18 protein-coding genes are annotated in these 15,232 nt (G+C 68.5%); 3 read left to right on the top strand and 15 right to left on the bottom strand.

Going from position 1 to position 15,232, the window contains the following annotated elements:
- Position 1: 1 nt before the first annotated feature.
- The 5 genes from AC3B6A_RS01220 to AC3B6A_RS01200 all read right to left on the bottom strand — a co-directional run bounded on the left by AC3B6A_RS01220 (position 2) and on the right by AC3B6A_RS01200 (position 4,875).
- Positions 2–631 carry a lysophospholipid acyltransferase family protein gene (locus tag AC3B6A_RS01220; protein ID WP_488400513.1) on the bottom strand — a complete coding sequence of 210 codons (630 nt, stop codon included), beginning with the start codon at positions 629–631 and terminating at the stop codon, positions 2–4.
- A 13-nt stretch (positions 632–644) separates the two neighbouring features.
- Positions 645–1,091, bottom strand: coding sequence for a hypothetical protein (locus AC3B6A_RS01215; protein WP_488400512.1), 447 nt, complete (start codon positions 1,089–1,091; stop codon positions 645–647).
- Positions 1,081–2,421, bottom strand: a complete 1,341-nt coding sequence (locus AC3B6A_RS01210) for a phosphatase PAP2/dual specificity phosphatase family protein (protein ID WP_488400511.1) — start codon at positions 2,419–2,421, stop codon at positions 1,081–1,083. The genes AC3B6A_RS01215 and AC3B6A_RS01210 overlap by 11 nt, the downstream gene beginning before the upstream one ends.
- Positions 2,421–4,178 carry a bifunctional alpha/beta hydrolase/class I SAM-dependent methyltransferase gene (locus AC3B6A_RS01205; protein WP_488400510.1) on the bottom strand — a complete coding sequence of 586 codons (1,758 nt, stop codon included), beginning with the start codon at positions 4,176–4,178 and terminating at the stop codon, positions 2,421–2,423. Before AC3B6A_RS01205 ends, AC3B6A_RS01210 begins: the two co-directional genes overlap by 1 nt.
- Before the next feature lie 76 nt (positions 4,179–4,254).
- On the bottom strand, positions 4,255–4,875 hold the full coding sequence (locus AC3B6A_RS01200; RefSeq protein ID WP_488400509.1) for a CDP-alcohol phosphatidyltransferase family protein: 621 nt from the start codon (positions 4,873–4,875) through the stop codon (positions 4,255–4,257).
- Between the two features lie 293 nt (positions 4,876–5,168).
- On the opposite strand from AC3B6A_RS01200, the gene lafA reads away from it, so the two are divergent.
- The 3 genes from lafA to AC3B6A_RS01185 all read left to right on the top strand — a co-directional run bounded on the left by lafA (position 5,169) and on the right by AC3B6A_RS01185 (position 7,701).
- Entirely contained in the window at positions 5,169–6,071 is a 903-nt protein-coding gene (gene lafA, locus AC3B6A_RS01195; protein ID WP_488400508.1) for a lateral flagellin LafA, read from the top strand.
- A gap of 293 nt (positions 6,072–6,364) precedes the next feature.
- Positions 6,365–7,222 (top strand): winged helix-turn-helix domain-containing protein, encoded by an 858-nt coding sequence (locus AC3B6A_RS01190; protein ID WP_488400506.1) that lies wholly within the window; start codon positions 6,365–6,367, stop codon positions 7,220–7,222.
- A complete protein-coding gene (locus tag AC3B6A_RS01185; protein ID WP_488400505.1) occupies positions 7,210–7,701 on the top strand; it encodes a hypothetical protein in 492 nt (163 codons plus the stop codon). Before AC3B6A_RS01190 ends, AC3B6A_RS01185 begins: the two co-directional genes overlap by 13 nt.
- Positions 7,702–7,706: 5 nt before the next feature.
- Here the strand turns inward: AC3B6A_RS01185 and AC3B6A_RS01180 are convergent, their stop codons facing one another.
- The 10 genes from AC3B6A_RS01180 to AC3B6A_RS01135 form a co-directional block, all read right to left on the bottom strand.
- The gene (locus AC3B6A_RS01180) at positions 7,707–8,699 is read right to left on the bottom strand and encodes an OmpA family protein (RefSeq protein ID WP_488400504.1); all 993 of its coding nucleotides are present in this window, start codon (positions 8,697–8,699) and stop codon (positions 7,707–7,709) included.
- On the bottom strand, positions 8,696–9,568 hold the full coding sequence (gene motA / locus AC3B6A_RS01175; RefSeq protein WP_488400503.1) for a flagellar motor stator protein MotA: 873 nt from the start codon (positions 9,566–9,568) through the stop codon (positions 8,696–8,698). The genes AC3B6A_RS01180 and motA overlap by 4 nt, the downstream gene beginning before the upstream one ends.
- 13 nt (positions 9,569–9,581) lie before the next feature.
- Positions 9,582–10,325 carry a FliA/WhiG family RNA polymerase sigma factor gene (locus AC3B6A_RS01170; RefSeq protein WP_488400502.1) on the bottom strand — a complete coding sequence of 248 codons (744 nt, stop codon included), beginning with the start codon at positions 10,323–10,325 and terminating at the stop codon, positions 9,582–9,584.
- A 6-nt stretch (positions 10,326–10,331) separates the two neighbouring features.
- On the bottom strand, positions 10,332–10,814 hold the full coding sequence (locus AC3B6A_RS01165) for a flagellar basal body-associated FliL family protein (protein ID WP_488400501.1): 483 nt from the start codon (positions 10,812–10,814) through the stop codon (positions 10,332–10,334).
- 44 nt (positions 10,815–10,858) lie between these two features.
- Complete coding sequence (locus AC3B6A_RS01160) at positions 10,859–12,052, bottom strand: flagellar hook-length control protein FliK (protein WP_488400500.1); 1,194 nt, start codon at positions 12,050–12,052, stop codon at positions 10,859–10,861.
- Between the two features lie 8 nt (positions 12,053–12,060).
- Positions 12,061–12,384 (bottom strand): hypothetical protein, encoded by a 324-nt coding sequence (locus AC3B6A_RS01155; RefSeq protein ID WP_488400499.1) that lies wholly within the window; start codon positions 12,382–12,384, stop codon positions 12,061–12,063.
- Positions 12,368–12,751 (bottom strand): flagellar export chaperone FliS, encoded by a 384-nt coding sequence (gene fliS, locus AC3B6A_RS01150; RefSeq protein WP_488400498.1) that lies wholly within the window; start codon positions 12,749–12,751, stop codon positions 12,368–12,370. Before fliS ends, AC3B6A_RS01155 begins: the two co-directional genes overlap by 17 nt.
- On the bottom strand, positions 12,748–14,103 hold the full coding sequence (gene fliD, locus AC3B6A_RS01145) for a flagellar filament capping protein FliD (RefSeq protein WP_488400497.1): 1,356 nt from the start codon (positions 14,101–14,103) through the stop codon (positions 12,748–12,750). Before fliD ends, fliS begins: the two co-directional genes overlap by 4 nt.
- A gap of 290 nt (positions 14,104–14,393) precedes the next feature.
- Positions 14,394–14,723, bottom strand: a complete 330-nt coding sequence (gene mdtI / locus AC3B6A_RS01140; RefSeq protein WP_488400496.1) for a multidrug/spermidine efflux SMR transporter subunit MdtI — start codon at positions 14,721–14,723, stop codon at positions 14,394–14,396.
- Entirely contained in the window at positions 14,717–15,076 is a 360-nt protein-coding gene (locus AC3B6A_RS01135; protein WP_488400495.1) for an SMR family transporter, read from the bottom strand. The genes mdtI and AC3B6A_RS01135 overlap by 7 nt, the downstream gene beginning before the upstream one ends.
- Positions 15,077–15,232 lie beyond the last annotated feature (156 nt).

Here is a 15,232-nt window from a genome sequence, read left to right as displayed (position 1 = left end):
CTCAGTGGCCCTCCGGCGTGGCGAGTTTGAGCAGCGCCTCGCGGGCGCGTTCGAGGAAAGCCTCCTTGCCCTCGCCCTCCTGCACCGCCAGCGGCGCGCCGAAGCTCAGCGTGCACAGCAGCGGCAGCGGCAGCGCGCGGCCCTTGGGCATCACGCGGCTGAGGTTGTCCAGCCACACCGGCACCAGCTCCACCTGCGGATGCTTCCTGGACAGGTGGTAGATGCCGCTCTTGAACGGCAGCAGGCGCACTTCTTCGTCTAGGTTGCGCGTGCCTTCGGGGAAGAGGATCAGCGAGTCGCCGTCGGCCAGCGCCTGCTCCACCGGCTCCAGCGGATTGCCGCCCTCGGCGCTGCGCGTGCGGTCGATCAGCACACCGTGGAACACGCGGTTGATGATGAAGCCGCGCAGGCCGCCCTTGCCCCAGTAGTCCATGCCCGCCACCGGCCGCGTGCGGGCGCGCAGCTCGGGCGGCAGCGAGGCCCAGAGCAGGACGAAGTCGCCGTGGCTGCTGTGGTTGGCGTAGTAGATGCGCTGCGCCGGGATCGGCGTGGTGCCCAGCCACAGGCTGCGCAGGCCCGTCACGGCGCGGGCGCCGGCGATGATGGCGTAGGCGAAGAGTCGTTCCAGCATTCGGGTACGTTCCTCAGGCTTCGAAAGTCAGGGTGATCAGGATCAGCAGCGCGATGAGCCACTGCGCCGCGCAGAGCAGCACCTGCCGGCGCAGCAGGGCGAGCGCGCCACGGCTGCGCTCGCTCCAGGGGCGGCCGGACTTTTCCGCCGGCACGCCGGCGTAGGTGGTCAGCGCGTCGTCCAGCTGCCGGGTGCGCTCGGGCAGCGCATCGCCGGCGTTGGCCATGGCCGCGAACAGATCGGCGTCCAGCGCCACGCGCATGGCGTAGAACTTCTGCACCAGGCCGAGCAGCACCAGCAGCGCCATGCCCAGGCTGAACGCCAGCGAGGCGCTGGCCATCAGCACGCCGTAGAAACCCAGCGCCAGGGCCAGCACGGTCAGCGCGGAGGACAGGCCATTGAGGCTGCTGCCACGGCGCAGCAGGCTGGCCACCAGAATCAGACCCGGATCAACCAACATGGCTCACCTCCTGCGGTATATGCGGCTGGCCGGCGATCTGCGCCAGCACCGCCAGTTGTTCGGCCTTGAGCACCACCTGCGGGCGCGCCCGGCGCACCTGCGCCACGGCGTCCCCGACCGTGTCGGCACGGCCGGAAACCAGCAGCCAGGCGGCGATCACCGTGGCGCTGCGCGAATAGCCCAGGGCGCAACAGACCAGCAGCGGGCCTTCGGCGCGCAGGGCGTCGATCAGCCCGGCAGCGCACCGGCATTGCTCGGCACCAGGCGCGACCAGATCGAGCAACGGCAGCGAGACATAGCCCCCGCCGTGCGCGGCACAGGGCAGCTCCGCACACAGGTCGACAATCGCCAGGTCGGGCTTTGCCTCGAGCTCGGCGCCACTTGGCAGGCGGCCAAGCCAGAGGCCGGGCAGCACTTCGTCCGGCTGCGGATGACGGCGCGTCCAGGCGCGGGAATTGATCCACGCGGCGAGCAGATAGGGAGCCAGCAGCCAGGACACGGCCAGCGATTGCCGGCCGTCCGTGCGCTTCTGGAAACCTTCCGCGCCGATGCCCAGGTAACAGAGCGCAACCAGCGCCAGCGATACCGCCGGCCACAGCAGCCACAGCCACCAGCCGCCGCCCGCCAGCGCCAGCAACGCGCAAACGGCCGAGCCGACCGCGTAGAAAACCGCCAGCCGCAACCGGCGCGGTTCAGCGCTGAATTGCCACGCCGCCAGCGGCGAGCGCCCCTCGCGCGGCCACAGCCAGACGCACAGCCAACCCACCAGCGCGCCGCTGGGAACATCGATGAAATGGTGCTGCCAGGTGGTCAGCACCGACAGGCCGATCAGCGCGAACCAGCCGTGCAGCAGCCAGCGCCACAGGCCGCCGGCATGGCGGCCATAGGCGGTCCAGAGGATCACCAGCAGCGCGATGTGCAGCGACGGCGCCTGGTTGAACGGCTTGTCGAAGCCCATCAGCAGGTCGAACAGCCAGCCGAAGACGCCCTCCAGCGCCGGCCGCTCGAAGCTGAAGCGCAGCGGGAACAGCAGGAAGCAGCCCACCGCGATCAGCTGCGCGCTGAGCAGGCGCAGGGCGTGGCCGTCCAGCTCGCGGCGCGTGCGCGGCAGCAGGAAGGACAGGCCGTAGAGCAGGTCGATGGACCAGTACGGAATGATCGTCCAGGGCCACAGCGGCATGCCGCGCTCCCAGTCGAACACCAGCACGCCGACCGTCTCGCGCCGCGCTGCCGCCCAGTTGGCGAAGCCGTAGCTTGCGAAGAAGAACGGCCCGAGGAACACCAGCCAGATCACCGCCCGGCGCAGCACGCCGGGCTCGCGCGGTGCCATCAGCGGCGCTCCCGGCGGGCCAGGGAGACGGTGAAGATGCCGTCCTCGTCGATGCGCTGGGCCAGCTTGCGGAAGCCGGCGGCCTCCACCAGCTGGTCCATCTCCAGCTGCGTGCGGCGGCGCATCACCCAGGCCTGGCCGGCGCGGTGGCTGGTCAGGGCGCGGGCGATCAGCTCCAGCTGCGGGTGCCAGGGCTGGCCGGTGTAGATCAGGTAGCCGCCCTCCTCCACCGCCTCGCCGAGGCCGGCCAGCGAGCCGCCGACCATGGCGTTGTCGGCGAACAGCTCGTAGAGGCCGGAGACCACCGCCAGGCTCGGCTTGGGTTCGACGGCGGCGAGGTCGGCGCCGTCGAAGGCGTCGCCCTGGACGAAGCGGGCGCGCTCGCCCAGGCCCAGGCGTTCGATCAGCGCCGAACCTTCGCGCACGTTCAGCTCGCTGTAGTCGCGCAGCAGCACGCTTTCCGGCAGCGGCTCGACGCCCTGCAGCGCTTCGAGGATGTAGCGCCCGTGGCCGGCGGCGATGTCGAGGATGCGCACCTCGCGGCCCTGTTCGCGCAGGCTGGCCATGGCCTGGCGCAGCAGCTCCTCGATGTTCACCTTGCGCTGGCGGATGCCGCGCCAGCCGGCGGATTCCAGGTAGGTGCGGTCGATCATCCGGCCCACGGGCCCGGCGCCTGCCGGCTGGTTGCGGTAGACGTAGTCCAGGGTGCTGCCGGAGTCGAAGCCGGTCTGGAAGCCCAGGTTGATGCCGTCCGAGAGCAGGCGGCCGAGGCGCATGTTGGCGCGGGTCGCGCGCCAGTAGAGGTCGCGGATCGACCAGGCCGGCAGCGGCGTGGCCAGCGCCTCGGCTTCGGCGCAGGTGTAGCCGAAGCGGTCGGCGTCGCGCAGGTCGGGGCGCTCCGGCGCGCGGGCGAAGCATTCGAGGAGGAAGCGCCGGGCGCGGCTCACCGCCTGTTCGCGGTGCAGTTCGCCGAGGGTGTCGTGGAAGAAGCCGGGCAGGATGTGCAGCTCCTTGCGCGCCGAGCCGAGGTTGTCGAAGAAGCGCTGCTGCGGCTTGCGGTGCACCACGAAGTCGGAGCCGGAAATCAGCAGCTGGGTCGGCACCTGGATCGCCTGGGCGTCGGCCACCACGCGCTCGGCGGCGGCGTAGAGGCCGAGCAGCACGTTCACCGAGATGGCGCGGGCGATCAGCGGGTCGCTGTCGAAGGAGGCGATGCGCTCCGGGTCGTGGGTGAGGAAGCTGGATTTGACGTAGCTGTTGACGAAGAAATTGCCGCGCCACCAACGGGCCAGCTTCAGCCCCGGCCGGGCGAAGGGCACGTAGAGCTTGACCTTGAACGCCGGCGAGGCGAGCACCAGGCTGCGGATCGGCGGCGCGTAGTCGTGCACCCAGGTGGACACCAGCACGGCGCCGACGCTCTGCGCCACCACCGCCATGTCGCTGACGGCGATGCCGTGGGTGGCGGCGATGTGCTCGACGAAGGTCTGCACGTCGCGCACGCTGGTGCCGAAGCTCGGGCTGTCGCCGCGGGCGCCGGGGGACTGGCCGTGGCCGCGGGCGTCCCAGGCGAAGATGTCGAAGCCGGGCAGGTCCAGCTCGTCGGCCAGGTGGGCGATGCGCCCGGAGTGTTCGTGGCCGCGATGGAACAGCAGCACCGCGCGGCGCGGTTCATCGGCGGCAGCGGCCGCCGGCCAGTGGCGGTAGAAGAGTTCGGCACCGTCGTGGGTAACGAAGTGGAGAGTCGAAGATTCGCGCATAACGTCCTCTGTTCGATGGCTTTGGGGGCGCTCCCGCCCCCGTCGTGAAGATCCTGGCCGGCATCCGCCGGCCCTCTTACCGGGCAGGCTGTTGCGGCTGCTCGGCCAGGCCCCGGCGGACCCGGTTGACGATGGTCAGCACCAGCAGCACGGCCAGCACCACCAGCAGGTCGTTCAGCCAGTCCAGCGGCAGCAGGCCGGTCGCCAGACCCGCGCCGAAGATGCCGAAGCACAGCGCGCGGTCGCTCTTGCCCATGGGGCCGTCATAGCGGCGCGAGGCGCCGACCATCAGGCCCAGCACGCCGGCGTACTCGCTGATGATCGCCAGCAGCACCACCAGGCCGACCAGCGCCGGCGAAACGCCCGGCAGCAGGGCGAACGGCAGGTACAGGGCGCTGTCGGCGATCACGTCGGTCAGTTCGTTGAGGTAGGCGCCCAGCCGCGACTGCTGGCCGAACTCGCGGGCGAGCATGCCGTCCATGGCGTTGAGCGCCATGCGCGCGAACATCCACAGCGGAATCAGCAGGAAGATCCATACATGCGCGCTGAGCAGCGCGACGACCAGGGCGACCAGCAGAGAGGCGGCGCACGCGGCGAGCGTCACCTGGTTGGCGGTCACGCCGCGCTGGTGCAGGCGCGTCACGCGCGGGCGCAGGAGGTTCTGGAAGCGGGACTTGAGTTGGTAGACGGAGATCATGAAGGTCCTTCTCATCGATCGGAACGAACAGTCCACAGCCCTGTGGAGCCACCGAGCATAGCCTCGCGGTGGAAGCAGAGCTGTAGGAAGTGTCTCAACACAATAGATGACCGATCCCACCCCCGAAGGCACACCCATCGCTGGGCGGACCGGCGCGGAGCCGCGTTCGGGCGCCGCCGGAATCCCCGCGCCAAAAATTTCACCCGGCCATTTAATCCTTCCCCACGCGCTGTCGCCTTACCTTTTCAGCAGGCACAACGCCGGCTTCATCCAGCTCATTAAGGAAGTCCAACATGGCCTTGTCGATTCAAACCAACTATTCCGCCCTGATCACCCAATCCAGCCTGAACAAGACCAACAGCGCACTGGCCACCAACCAGCAGCGCCTGGGCACCGGCCTGCGCATCAACTCCTCGTCCGACGACGCCGCCGGCCTGCAGATCGCCACCCGCCTGAACGCCCAGTCCCGCGGCATGGACGTTGCCATGCGCAACACCGGCGACTCCATCTCCCTGCTGCAGACCGCCGACGGCGCCTTCAGCGAAGCCACCGACATCCTTCAGCGCATGAAGGACCTGGCCACCCAGGGCGCGAACGACACCAACAGCGCCAAGGACCTCGACGCCCTGCAGAGCGAGTACAACGAGCTGGGCAACGAACTGGGCAACATCTTCAAGAACACCAAATACGCCGGTGAGAGCCTGTTCAGCGACGGCACCACCACCGACGGCAGCACCGGCAAGTTCTCCGCGGCCATGAACTTCCAGATCGGCGCCAGCTCCGGCGAACAACTGAGCCTGGACGCCTCCACCTCGCTCACCGCCCTGGCCACCGCCCTGGGCGCAGCCTCGCAGAACTTCACCGATGGCACCGCCGGCACCGAGATCGCCGATACCAGCGGCGCGACCCCGGTGAAAAACGCCAACGCCACCATCGACCTGCTGGAAACCGCGCTGGACAGCATCGGTTCGTTCCGCTCCACCCTGGGTGCGAACATCAACCGCCTGCAGCACACCTCCAACAACCTGGCCAACATGAAGGACAACACCGACCAGGCCAAGGGCCGCATCATGGACGCCGACTTCGCCAGCGAAAGCGCCAACATGAGCAAGAACTCCATGCTGATGCAGTCCGGCATCTCCATGCTCAAGCAGGCTGGCCAGATGCCCAGCATGATCATGGGCCTGCTGGGCTAAGGCGGAATCCGTCGCGTAGCGCCCCCCGCTGCGCGCGAAAATCGCCACGCATGACGCCCCGCTGGCCGGGGCGTCATGCTGTTTGTAGGTATGCCGGCATCAACTAAAGGCGCATTGCCACTACTGCAGGCCGCGCCAGCCGGCGCTTCCGGGTTTTCTGTGAAAAACGCAAGCACGGGTGTGCAAAATTCAGAACTTGCGCCCACATTTTCCTGACGCCAAAATAATGCCTTTGCCTCCGTCGCCACATGGAGTTTCCCGCAACCGTCAAGGAAGCGGCTCGCAAGGGCAAGATGAGCACACTCACTTCAACGCTTGCGGATAGCCGGGCCTCCATCGCCTGTCTGACCTTCCGCACCGGCCGTTCCGATTGCATCGCGCAGTTCTATCCCGCGCTCTATCAGCTCGACCTCGAACGTGACGGCGAGGTGGAACGCATCGACCTGGGTTTTTCCGGCAGCCGGCTGCTCGAACGCCTGCTGCAGAGCCCGGGGGACGTGGTTGCCCGCGATGAACTGCTGACCCACGCGTGGTCGGACCGGGTGGTCGGCCAGGGCAGCCTCAACCAGCAGATCTACACCCTGCGCCAGGTGCTGGCGGACGAGAAGCAGCGGCAGATCATCCAGACCCTGCCCCGCCGCGGCTACATGTTCAACCCGCAATACCTGGAGAGCGTGCCGCCCGCCGAAGCCGGCATCGAGGCCCCCGCGCCGCCGCAGGCCATTGCGCCGCCGGCGCCCCCTGCGAGCGAGCCGCTGGAGCCGGCACCGAGCATGCCGCCAGGCCAGTGGCGCCTGAAATTCGCCGCCGCGAGCCTCGGCCTGTTCGGCCTGCTGATGCTGCTCGGGACCTTCTACTACACCCAGATGCGCAGCCCGGTGCTCACCGCCGAGCGCAGCTTCGGGCCGCTGCGGATCACCTACGTGGAAGACAACGAGCAGGAACTCAAGCGGCTGATCCACGACACCCGGGAGCTCGCGCAGCAGCTTTCCGGGCTGGCGACCCACCCCATCGGCCTGATGCTGCACATGACCTCGGGCTTCTACGAACTGGTCTGCGTGCAGCCCGAAGGCCGCGCCAACTGGCTGCTGATCCACGAGAGCCAGGTCGCCCGGACGCCCCAGGAGCAGCTGCGCAAGTGCCTGAACTGAACCTGCGCCGCGAGGCCGGCGTGGCCCGCCGCTGCCTGCTGGTCTCGCTGCTGGGCGTCGCCTGCCTGGTGGTGGCGCTGTACCTGCTGTGGCAGCACGGACAACAGGCCGCCTCGGCGATCGACGGCCGCTACGGCTCCAACGGGCAGGTCGTGCTCGGCAACGGCAAGGTGCTGGACATCACCCAGACCACCCTGTTCCACGAGGGGCGCTTCTACTCGATGGTCCAGCAGGACGCCAACATCCTCGAAGTCTCCGGCCAGCTCGGCAATGACCTGGCCGGGCGCTACCAGTTGCGGGTGGAGGAGAACAGCATCAGCAACCTGCAGGCCGACAACGGCCTGGACAACGAGCTGATCTTCAACCTGCTCTACGGCCGCCAGCGCGGCGCGCGCATCACCCTCGAACCCCTGGGGGGCTGCCTCTACGGCGTGGAGACGCGCCAGGTGTTCTGCCCCCACGCCTCGCGCGACCGCTGAACCCTTCACTGCGTCACCGCCGCGGCCGGCGCCGATGCCGGAACCGATGACGGCTCGGCCGGCTTCGGCACCACCAGCTTCGCCCCGGAAGGCGAGTAATGCACCTGTGCATAACTCTCGCCGAAGATTTCCCGGTACAGGCTCTCCGCGTGCCGGGTCAGCAGGAGGATCTCGATGCGCCGGTTGGCGCCGTTCTCCGGCTCGTCCGGGCGCAGCGGCATGACGTCGGCCTGGGCCGCCACCTGCAGCACGTGGTCCGCCGGCAGACCGCTGTCGACCATCACGTTGCGCGCGCGCAGGGCGCGGTCGCCGGAGAGGTTCCAGTTGTTGTAGCCGTCGGGCCGGCGGTACTGCACGGCGTCGGTGTGACCGCTGACGATCAGCTTGTTCTGCACCTTCGACAGCACGCCCGACAGCGCGCCGAGCAGGGTCTGGAAATGCGGGTCGAGGGTCGCCTTGCCGCGCTCGAACATGAAGCGCTGCTGGTCGTCCTTGATCAGGATGCGCAGCCCCTGCGGCACCACGGTCGCCTCGATGTTGGCCAGGGCGTCGACCTTGCCGGACACCTCGCGGATCAGCTCGGCCAGTTCGCGCAGGTCGGTGCTGCTGTCGTACTGGCGGCTCTCGCCGTCCTCCGGCGCGGCGCTGTCGCGGGCCTTGTCCCGCCTGCCGTCGTCCAGCGCCAGTTCGGGCGCGGGCTTCTCCGGGGTCTTGATCGGCTGCGGCAGGCCGTCCAGTTCGATCGGCGTGCGGCTGGCGCCGTCGAATACCCCGGCGCCGCCGTCGACCACCGGGTTGGCGTCCTGGTCGCCCACCGCCACCGGCTGCGGCTCGACCTGCGGATGGATGATCCACAGCACCATGAACAGCGCCATCATCGCCAGGGTGAAGTCGGCGAAGGCGACCTTCCAGGCGCCGCCATGTTCGTCCTCGTCGTGGCCTTTCTTGCCACGCCGCTTGACGATGACTTCGCGGGTCTTGTCGGCGCGCTTCTTCATGCGACGTCCCGCTCTTCCTCATAGCGGGTGACCCAGGTCTCCAGCTGCTTGAAGGCCGGCTTGACGTCCTGCTCGATCAGCTTGCGCCCGGCGTCCACCGCCAGCAGCGTGGGCTTGCCGGCGACGTGGGCGACCAGGGTGGTGCGCACGCATTCCAGCGCCGACAGCTCGGTCTTCACCCGCTGCGACATGGCGTTGGACAGCGGGTCCATCAGGCAGTAGCAGACGAAGATGCCGAAGAAGGTGCCGACCAGCGCGGCGGCCACGTGGGCGCCGATCTCGGCCACCGAGCCGCCGATGTTGCCCATGGTGATGATGATCCCCATGATCGCCGCGAGGATGCCGAAGCCGGGCATCGCCTCGCCGACCTTGTGCAGCGACTTGGACGGCTGCATCAGGGCGTGCTCCATGGCGTCCAGTTCCTGTTCGAGGAAGCCTTCCAGCTCGTGGGCGCTGATCTTGCCCATGGCCATCAGGCGGAAGTTGTCGGCGATGAACGCCATCAGGTTCTTTTCCTGGCGGATCAGCGGGTACTTGGCGAACAGGTCGCTCTGTTCCGGCTCCTCGATGTGCGCGTCGAGCACCTTCAGGCCGCCGACGTCGACCATCTCCAGCAGCTCGTAGAGCAGCATCAGCAGCTGGCGCTGGAATTCCTCGCCACGGCGCTTGAAGACGAACACGCCCTTGATCTGCGAGCACATCTCCAGCAGCACTTCGCGCGGGTTGGCGACCACCAGGGTGCCCAGGCCCGCGCCGAGGATGATGAGAATCTCCGCCGGCTGCCAGAGCGCGCGCATGTCGCCGTGGGCCATGGCGTAGCCGCCGAGCACGCAGGCGATGATGATCAGGGCACCGATGATTTTCTGCATAGGTCTGGATTCTTCAGGGAGTGTCGGGGTCGTTGAGGAAACGGCTGCACTTGCCGATCGCCTGCTTCATCAGCTGGCAGATGCGCGCGTCGGTCAGCTCCAGCACCAGGGCGATTTCCCTGAGGTTGAGCTCGTGCTGGTAATACAGGTTGAGGATCAGCCGCTCGCGCTCGTTGAGGCGTTCCAGCGCCTGGCTCAGCAGGCGCTCCTTGAACACCCGCTCCTCCAGCGCGTCGCCGCGGCCCTGCACGCCGTCGTGGCCGCTCTGCAGCAGCGCGTCGAAGCTCTCGATGGATTCGGAGGATTCGGCGCGCAGGTAATCCTGGTAGCCGGCCTCGTCGAGCCCGGTGGCGGCCAGCACTTCCTCGTCGCTCGGGACCCGGCCGAGCTGGCGTGCCAGGGCGCGGATCGCGTCACGCACCTTGTGCGCCTGCTGCCGCACCTGGCGCGGGCGCCAGTCCTGGCGGCGCAGCTCGTCGAGGATCGCGCCGCGGATGCGCAGCGCGGCGAAGCGGCCGAACTGCTCGTCCGGCTCGCCGTAGCGGCGCAGGCCTTCGAGCAGGCCCATCAGGCCGATCTGCTCCATGTCCTCGCGGTCCAGCACCTGGTTGGCCTGCAGCGACAGCTGGCTGACGATGCGCCGCACCAGCGGCAGGTACTGCATCATCCAGCGCTGCTCGGCGGCCGGCGACAGACGGGCGTGTCCGCCGCCGTCTTCGCTGGCGTAGGCCTGGGCGGGATCGCGAAGGGCGTGCATGACGGCTTACTGGACGATCATCTTGCTGAGCAGCACGTGCTCGAAGGGGACCATCACCTTGCGCGCGGCGAAGTCGTCGAGCAGGGCCTTCTCCAGGCGCGCCTGCACCTCGCCGATGGGCATCGCGCGCAGGGTCTCGAACTTCTCCGGGGTCAGGTTGGCGACCACCGAGCTGCGCACCATCGGCGCCACGCTTTCGAGCTTCTTGCGCTCCTCGTCGGCCCTGGCCTGCAGCACCAGGTCGATCACGAAGTAGTGCTCGCGGTCCTCGCCACGGGAGCTGACGATGATCTTCTCCACCGGCACGAAGAGGTATTCGGCGCTTTCCGCGTCCTTGCCGTCCCCGGCCGTTTCGGCCTTGCCGGCATCGGCTGCGGCCGCCGGGGCGAGGCTGGCGGACTTGATCATGCGGTAGTTGACGAACACGCCGCCCAGCACGACGGCGATATTCACAATGAGCATCAGTACAACGAGGCGCGACGTGGACATGGAGTTTCTCGAAAATTCCTGGGAAGGTGCGGGCCGCTGCCGGCCTACACGGTGATCAGTACATCGCTGTCGCCACGCGCCGCGGCGCGCTCGCCGGGCTGCGCGTCACGCGGGTTGGCGGCGACCGCGACCTGCTCCTGGGCGAAGCGCTGGCGGTTCTGCTGGCCGCCCTGGCCGGCCTGGGCGTCGGAGGAGACCTGCACGTCGACCTGCAGGAAGTTCTGCCCGACCAGTTCCTGGCGCAGACGCTCGCTGGTCTGCTGGAGCATGCGCACCACGTCGCCGTGGGACGCGGAAATCTGCACGTTGAGCTGGCCGGCCTCGTGGCGCACGAGGATTTCCATCGCCCCCAGCTCCGGCGGATCGAGGCGGATGGTGGCGTTCTGCACGCGCTGGTTGAGCTGCAGCTCGACGTTGTCGCGCAGCGCCGTGAGCATCTGCTCGCCCCAGTGGGCGTCGTTGTCCTTGAGGTGCAGCGGCCTGTCGAACAGCGGCGGCGCAGCGGGTGCGGCGTTCGCGGGCTGCGGGGTGCCGCCGGCGACCGGCAGGTGCGGGTCGGGGGCGACGACGGGCGCTGGCGGCGCGGCGGCGGCCTGCGCGTCCGGCGCATCCACTGCGGCGGCGAGATGCTGTTGCAGCAGCGTCTGCGCCTGGCTCTGGGCGGCTTCGCGCGGCGCCGGCGCGCTGGCGGCGGCGCCGTCCGGGGCGGCGTCCTTGGCGGCGCTGTCGTCAGCGACACCGCCCGGCAGCGGCGCGGCGCCGTTCACCGGCGCCGTGGCGGGCTGAACCTGGGCACGCACATCGACGGACTGGGTAGCGAAGCCAGCGACCGCGGCGGTGGTCTGCGCCTGCGGATTGTCCCGCGCCTGCACCACCAGCCCGGCCTGGCTGAGCATGCCGGCCAGCCAGCTCTCGGCGCCGGACGGCGAAGGCTCGCCGGGCTGCTGCGCGGCGGGTGCGGCGCCGGCGCTATCGGCGGACGGGTCTTCCGCGGGCACGGGGCGAACGTTGCCGGTCTGCGGCGCGGGCTCGTCGAGCGCCTGCGCGGTATCGAACTGGGCGAGGAAGGATTGCACCGTGACGGTCCTGGCCTTCGCCTCGGGCCCGGCGCCCTGCGTGCGGAAGCCGGCGATGCCGGTGTCGCGGCGGCTGCCGTCCGGCGCGTGGGCAGCTTCCGGCGCGCAGGCGTCGGCCACCGGGCGCTCGCCAGTCCCGGCGGCGGGGATGGGCTGGGTCATCAGCTGGATCACGGTTTATCGGCCCCCTGGAGCATGTCCACCTGCAGGTACGCCGAACGGCCTTCGGCGTACTCCAGGTGCGACAACAGCAGGCGGCGCAGGCGCTCGCACTCTTCGGCGCAGGCCTGCGACGCCTGTTCATGCAGCCCTTGCAGGCGCTTGCGGGCCAGCAGCACGTCGGCCGCCAGCTCCGGCCGCGACGACATCGCCACCAGTTGCGCGCGGATCGCCCGGTCGACCTGCCCCATGGCGTTCCAGTCCTTGCGCTGCAGCGCCGCGCCGAGCCGTTCGTACAGCTCGAACAGGCGCTGGCGGTCATCCACGGGCGGCACTGACGCCCTCCCAGCCTTCGCGCAGGATGCCCAGCAGGCGCACCACTTCGTCGATGCCGGCGACGTCCAGCGAAACGCTGACGTCGGACAGGCGATAGATGCAGTAGTCGTAGAGCCGCGCCAGCCCCTGCACGACTTCGCCGCCGTTCTCGTAGTCGAGCGCGCCGCTCAGGCCGTTGAGGATGTTCAGGCACTTCTCCAGGGAGCGGCCCTTCTGCTGGTAGCGCTTGTGCTCGATGTGCCCGCGCGCGCGGGCCAGCTCGTCGAGCAGGCCGTCGAACAGCACCAGCACCAGTTCGTAGGGCGACGAGGAGGCGGCCCGGGCCTCCAGGTCTACCATCCGGTAGCTGTCGTAGCTCTGGTTCATTGCGTCGTCGCCTCCCCGAACATTCCGCTGGTCTGACTCATCGACTGCATCACCTGCATCATCGAGGTGTACTGCTTGAGGTAGCGCGTGTAGTAGCTGTCGTACTGGCGCTGCAGCGTGTCGTAGTCATCGTTCACGCGGCGCAGGTTGTCGTTCAGCGTGTCCTTGCGGGACTTCATCACGCCGTTGGTGCTGTTGGTGTAGAGCGTCAGGGTCTTGTCCAGGCTGTCGAGCAGGTTGCCCTTGCCGATGAACAGCTTGTCCAGGCCGTCCGGGTCGTTGGCGATGGCCTTCTCGAAGCGCGCGGCGTCGAGCGTCAGCTTGCCGTCGCGGTCGGCGCTGACGCCGAAGTTGATCAGGTTGGCGCCACCGAAGGTGGTGCGGATCATCTGGTTCAGGTTGTTCTCGATCGAGCGCACGCTGGCGTCGCCGGCCAGCGGGCCGCGGGCGGTGCCATCCTGGTCGCCGGCGGCGGTGAGCTTGTCGATCTGGGTGGCCAGGGCGTTGTAGGCGTCGATGAAGGTCTGCAGCTGCTTGGTGGTGCCGGCCTGGTCCTGGGCGATGGTCACGGAGATCGGCTGTTCGCCGGACTGCTGCGCCTGGGTGAAGGTCAGGTCGACGCCATCGATGACGTTGTCGAAGGTGTTGCTGCCGTTGGTCAGCAGCATGCCGCTCTCGCCGCCCAGGCGGACGCGGGCGTCCTGCGCCCTGGACAGCTCCTGCGGGTTGGCCAGGGCGTTCTCGAAGGCGCTGTTGGCGGTCGAGGTGCCGCTGAGCGAAAGGCTGATGGCATTGGCCGCGCCGGTTTCCTCCGCGCCCAGCACCAGCGAAACCTGGCCGTTGCTGCGCACCAGGGTGGCTTTCACGCCGGTGTTGTCGGTGGCCTTGTTGATCGCCGCGGCGAGCTCGTCCATGGAGTTGACGCCGTCGCCGTCGGTGTCGACCGTGCTCAGGTCGATGTCGAAGGACGTGCCGTTCTGGCTCAGGGTCAGGGTGCCCTGGGTGTCGATGTCGCTGGTCTGCAGGCCGGAGAAGGACAGCTGCTGCGAAGTGGCCAGCTGCTCGACGAAGAAGTCGTACTTGCCGGCCACGGCGGTGCTGTCCACCTGGGCGCTGACGTAGCCTTCCTTGCTCAGGGTGGCGCTGTTGACCAGCATGCTCGCGCCGACGCCGTTGAGGCCCTTCACCGCGGTGTCGAAGGCCTTGAGCGCGGACTCCAGCGAAGTCACCGCCGAGAGCTGGGTCTGGTACGCGGCCTGGTTGCGGTCGGCCTTGTTCAGCCCGCTCTGGACCTCGAAGGTAGCCAGCTGCTGGGCCATCTGTTTGACGTAGTCGGAATCTATGGTGGTCATCTGAAAACACCCCTTTGCTGCCCGAAGAGCAATATCGATGCCAATGGCCGGAGCCCCGTGTCATGGAGCTTTGCGGGAAATCCATGCAGAAGCCGGGCTTCCGCCCGGACCGATCCGGCGCGCACCGGGAAGCGGAATTTCCGCCTGGGCGCACAGCCTTCGCTGCAGGGAAAGGGCGACCGGGGAGAGGCATTGCTTAAGCGGCGGGAATGCCGGGCGGGGTCGTGACACAACCATGAAAAAGGCGGAGCCCCCTTGGAAGACTCCGCCCTTGCGCCGCTGCGGCGCGATCAGGCCAGTTTCAGCAGGCCCATGCCCAGGATCAGCATCGCCAGGCCGATCCAGCCGCGGCGCGCCAGGCGCTGGCCGAACAGGGCCCAGCCCATGGCCACGGTGGCAAGGATGCCGAAGCCGCCCCACACCGCGTAGGCCACCGACAGCTCGATGCCACGCACCGCCTGCGCCAGCGCGGTGAACGCGCCCAGCACCAGGAGCATCGAGGCGACGCCCGGGAGGCGCCTGCGGAAACCGTCGGAGTATTTCAGCAGCAGGTTGGCGATCACTTCCAGGGCGATGGCCAGGCCCAGCCAGGCCATCGGAATCAGCTCATGGTTCAGCATGTCACGGCCTCCCTGTCGGTCTCGCGCTCGTTCTTGCGGGTGCCGGACTTCACCAGCAGGATGCCGGCGATCATCACGGCCAGGCCCAGCCCCTTCTCCGGGGTCAGCTCCTCGCCCAGCCAGGCGGCGCTGACCAGGGTGATCAGCACGATGCCGATGCCTTCCCACAGGGCGTAGGCCACGCCCACTGGCACATGCCTGATGGCCAGGGAGAGGAAGTAGTACGACAGGCCGACCATGGCGTACATCAGCAGCAGGCCCGCCACCGGGTACAGCGCATGGGTGAACTTCATCGAGGTGGTGCCAGCGACTTCGAAGCCGATGGCGGCAAACAGATAGATCCAGGAACGCATGGTGCAAGCCCTCCCACGGGCGGCCGCGCGCAATAAGGTTCTGAAAGCACCTTGCGGCGGTTTTCGGTTCGGGTTCGGTGGCGCCGACTCGGGCGACGGAGATTCCGTCGCACTTGGCGCCACGCTCAGGTAGCGGCCGAAGGGAGGGGCTAGAGA

It is taken from the genome of Pseudomonas sp. B12(2026) (genome assembly GCF_057767015.1).
The sequence above is the reverse complement of the archived record's forward strand: the minus strand, read 5'-3'. Positions and strand labels throughout refer to the sequence as shown.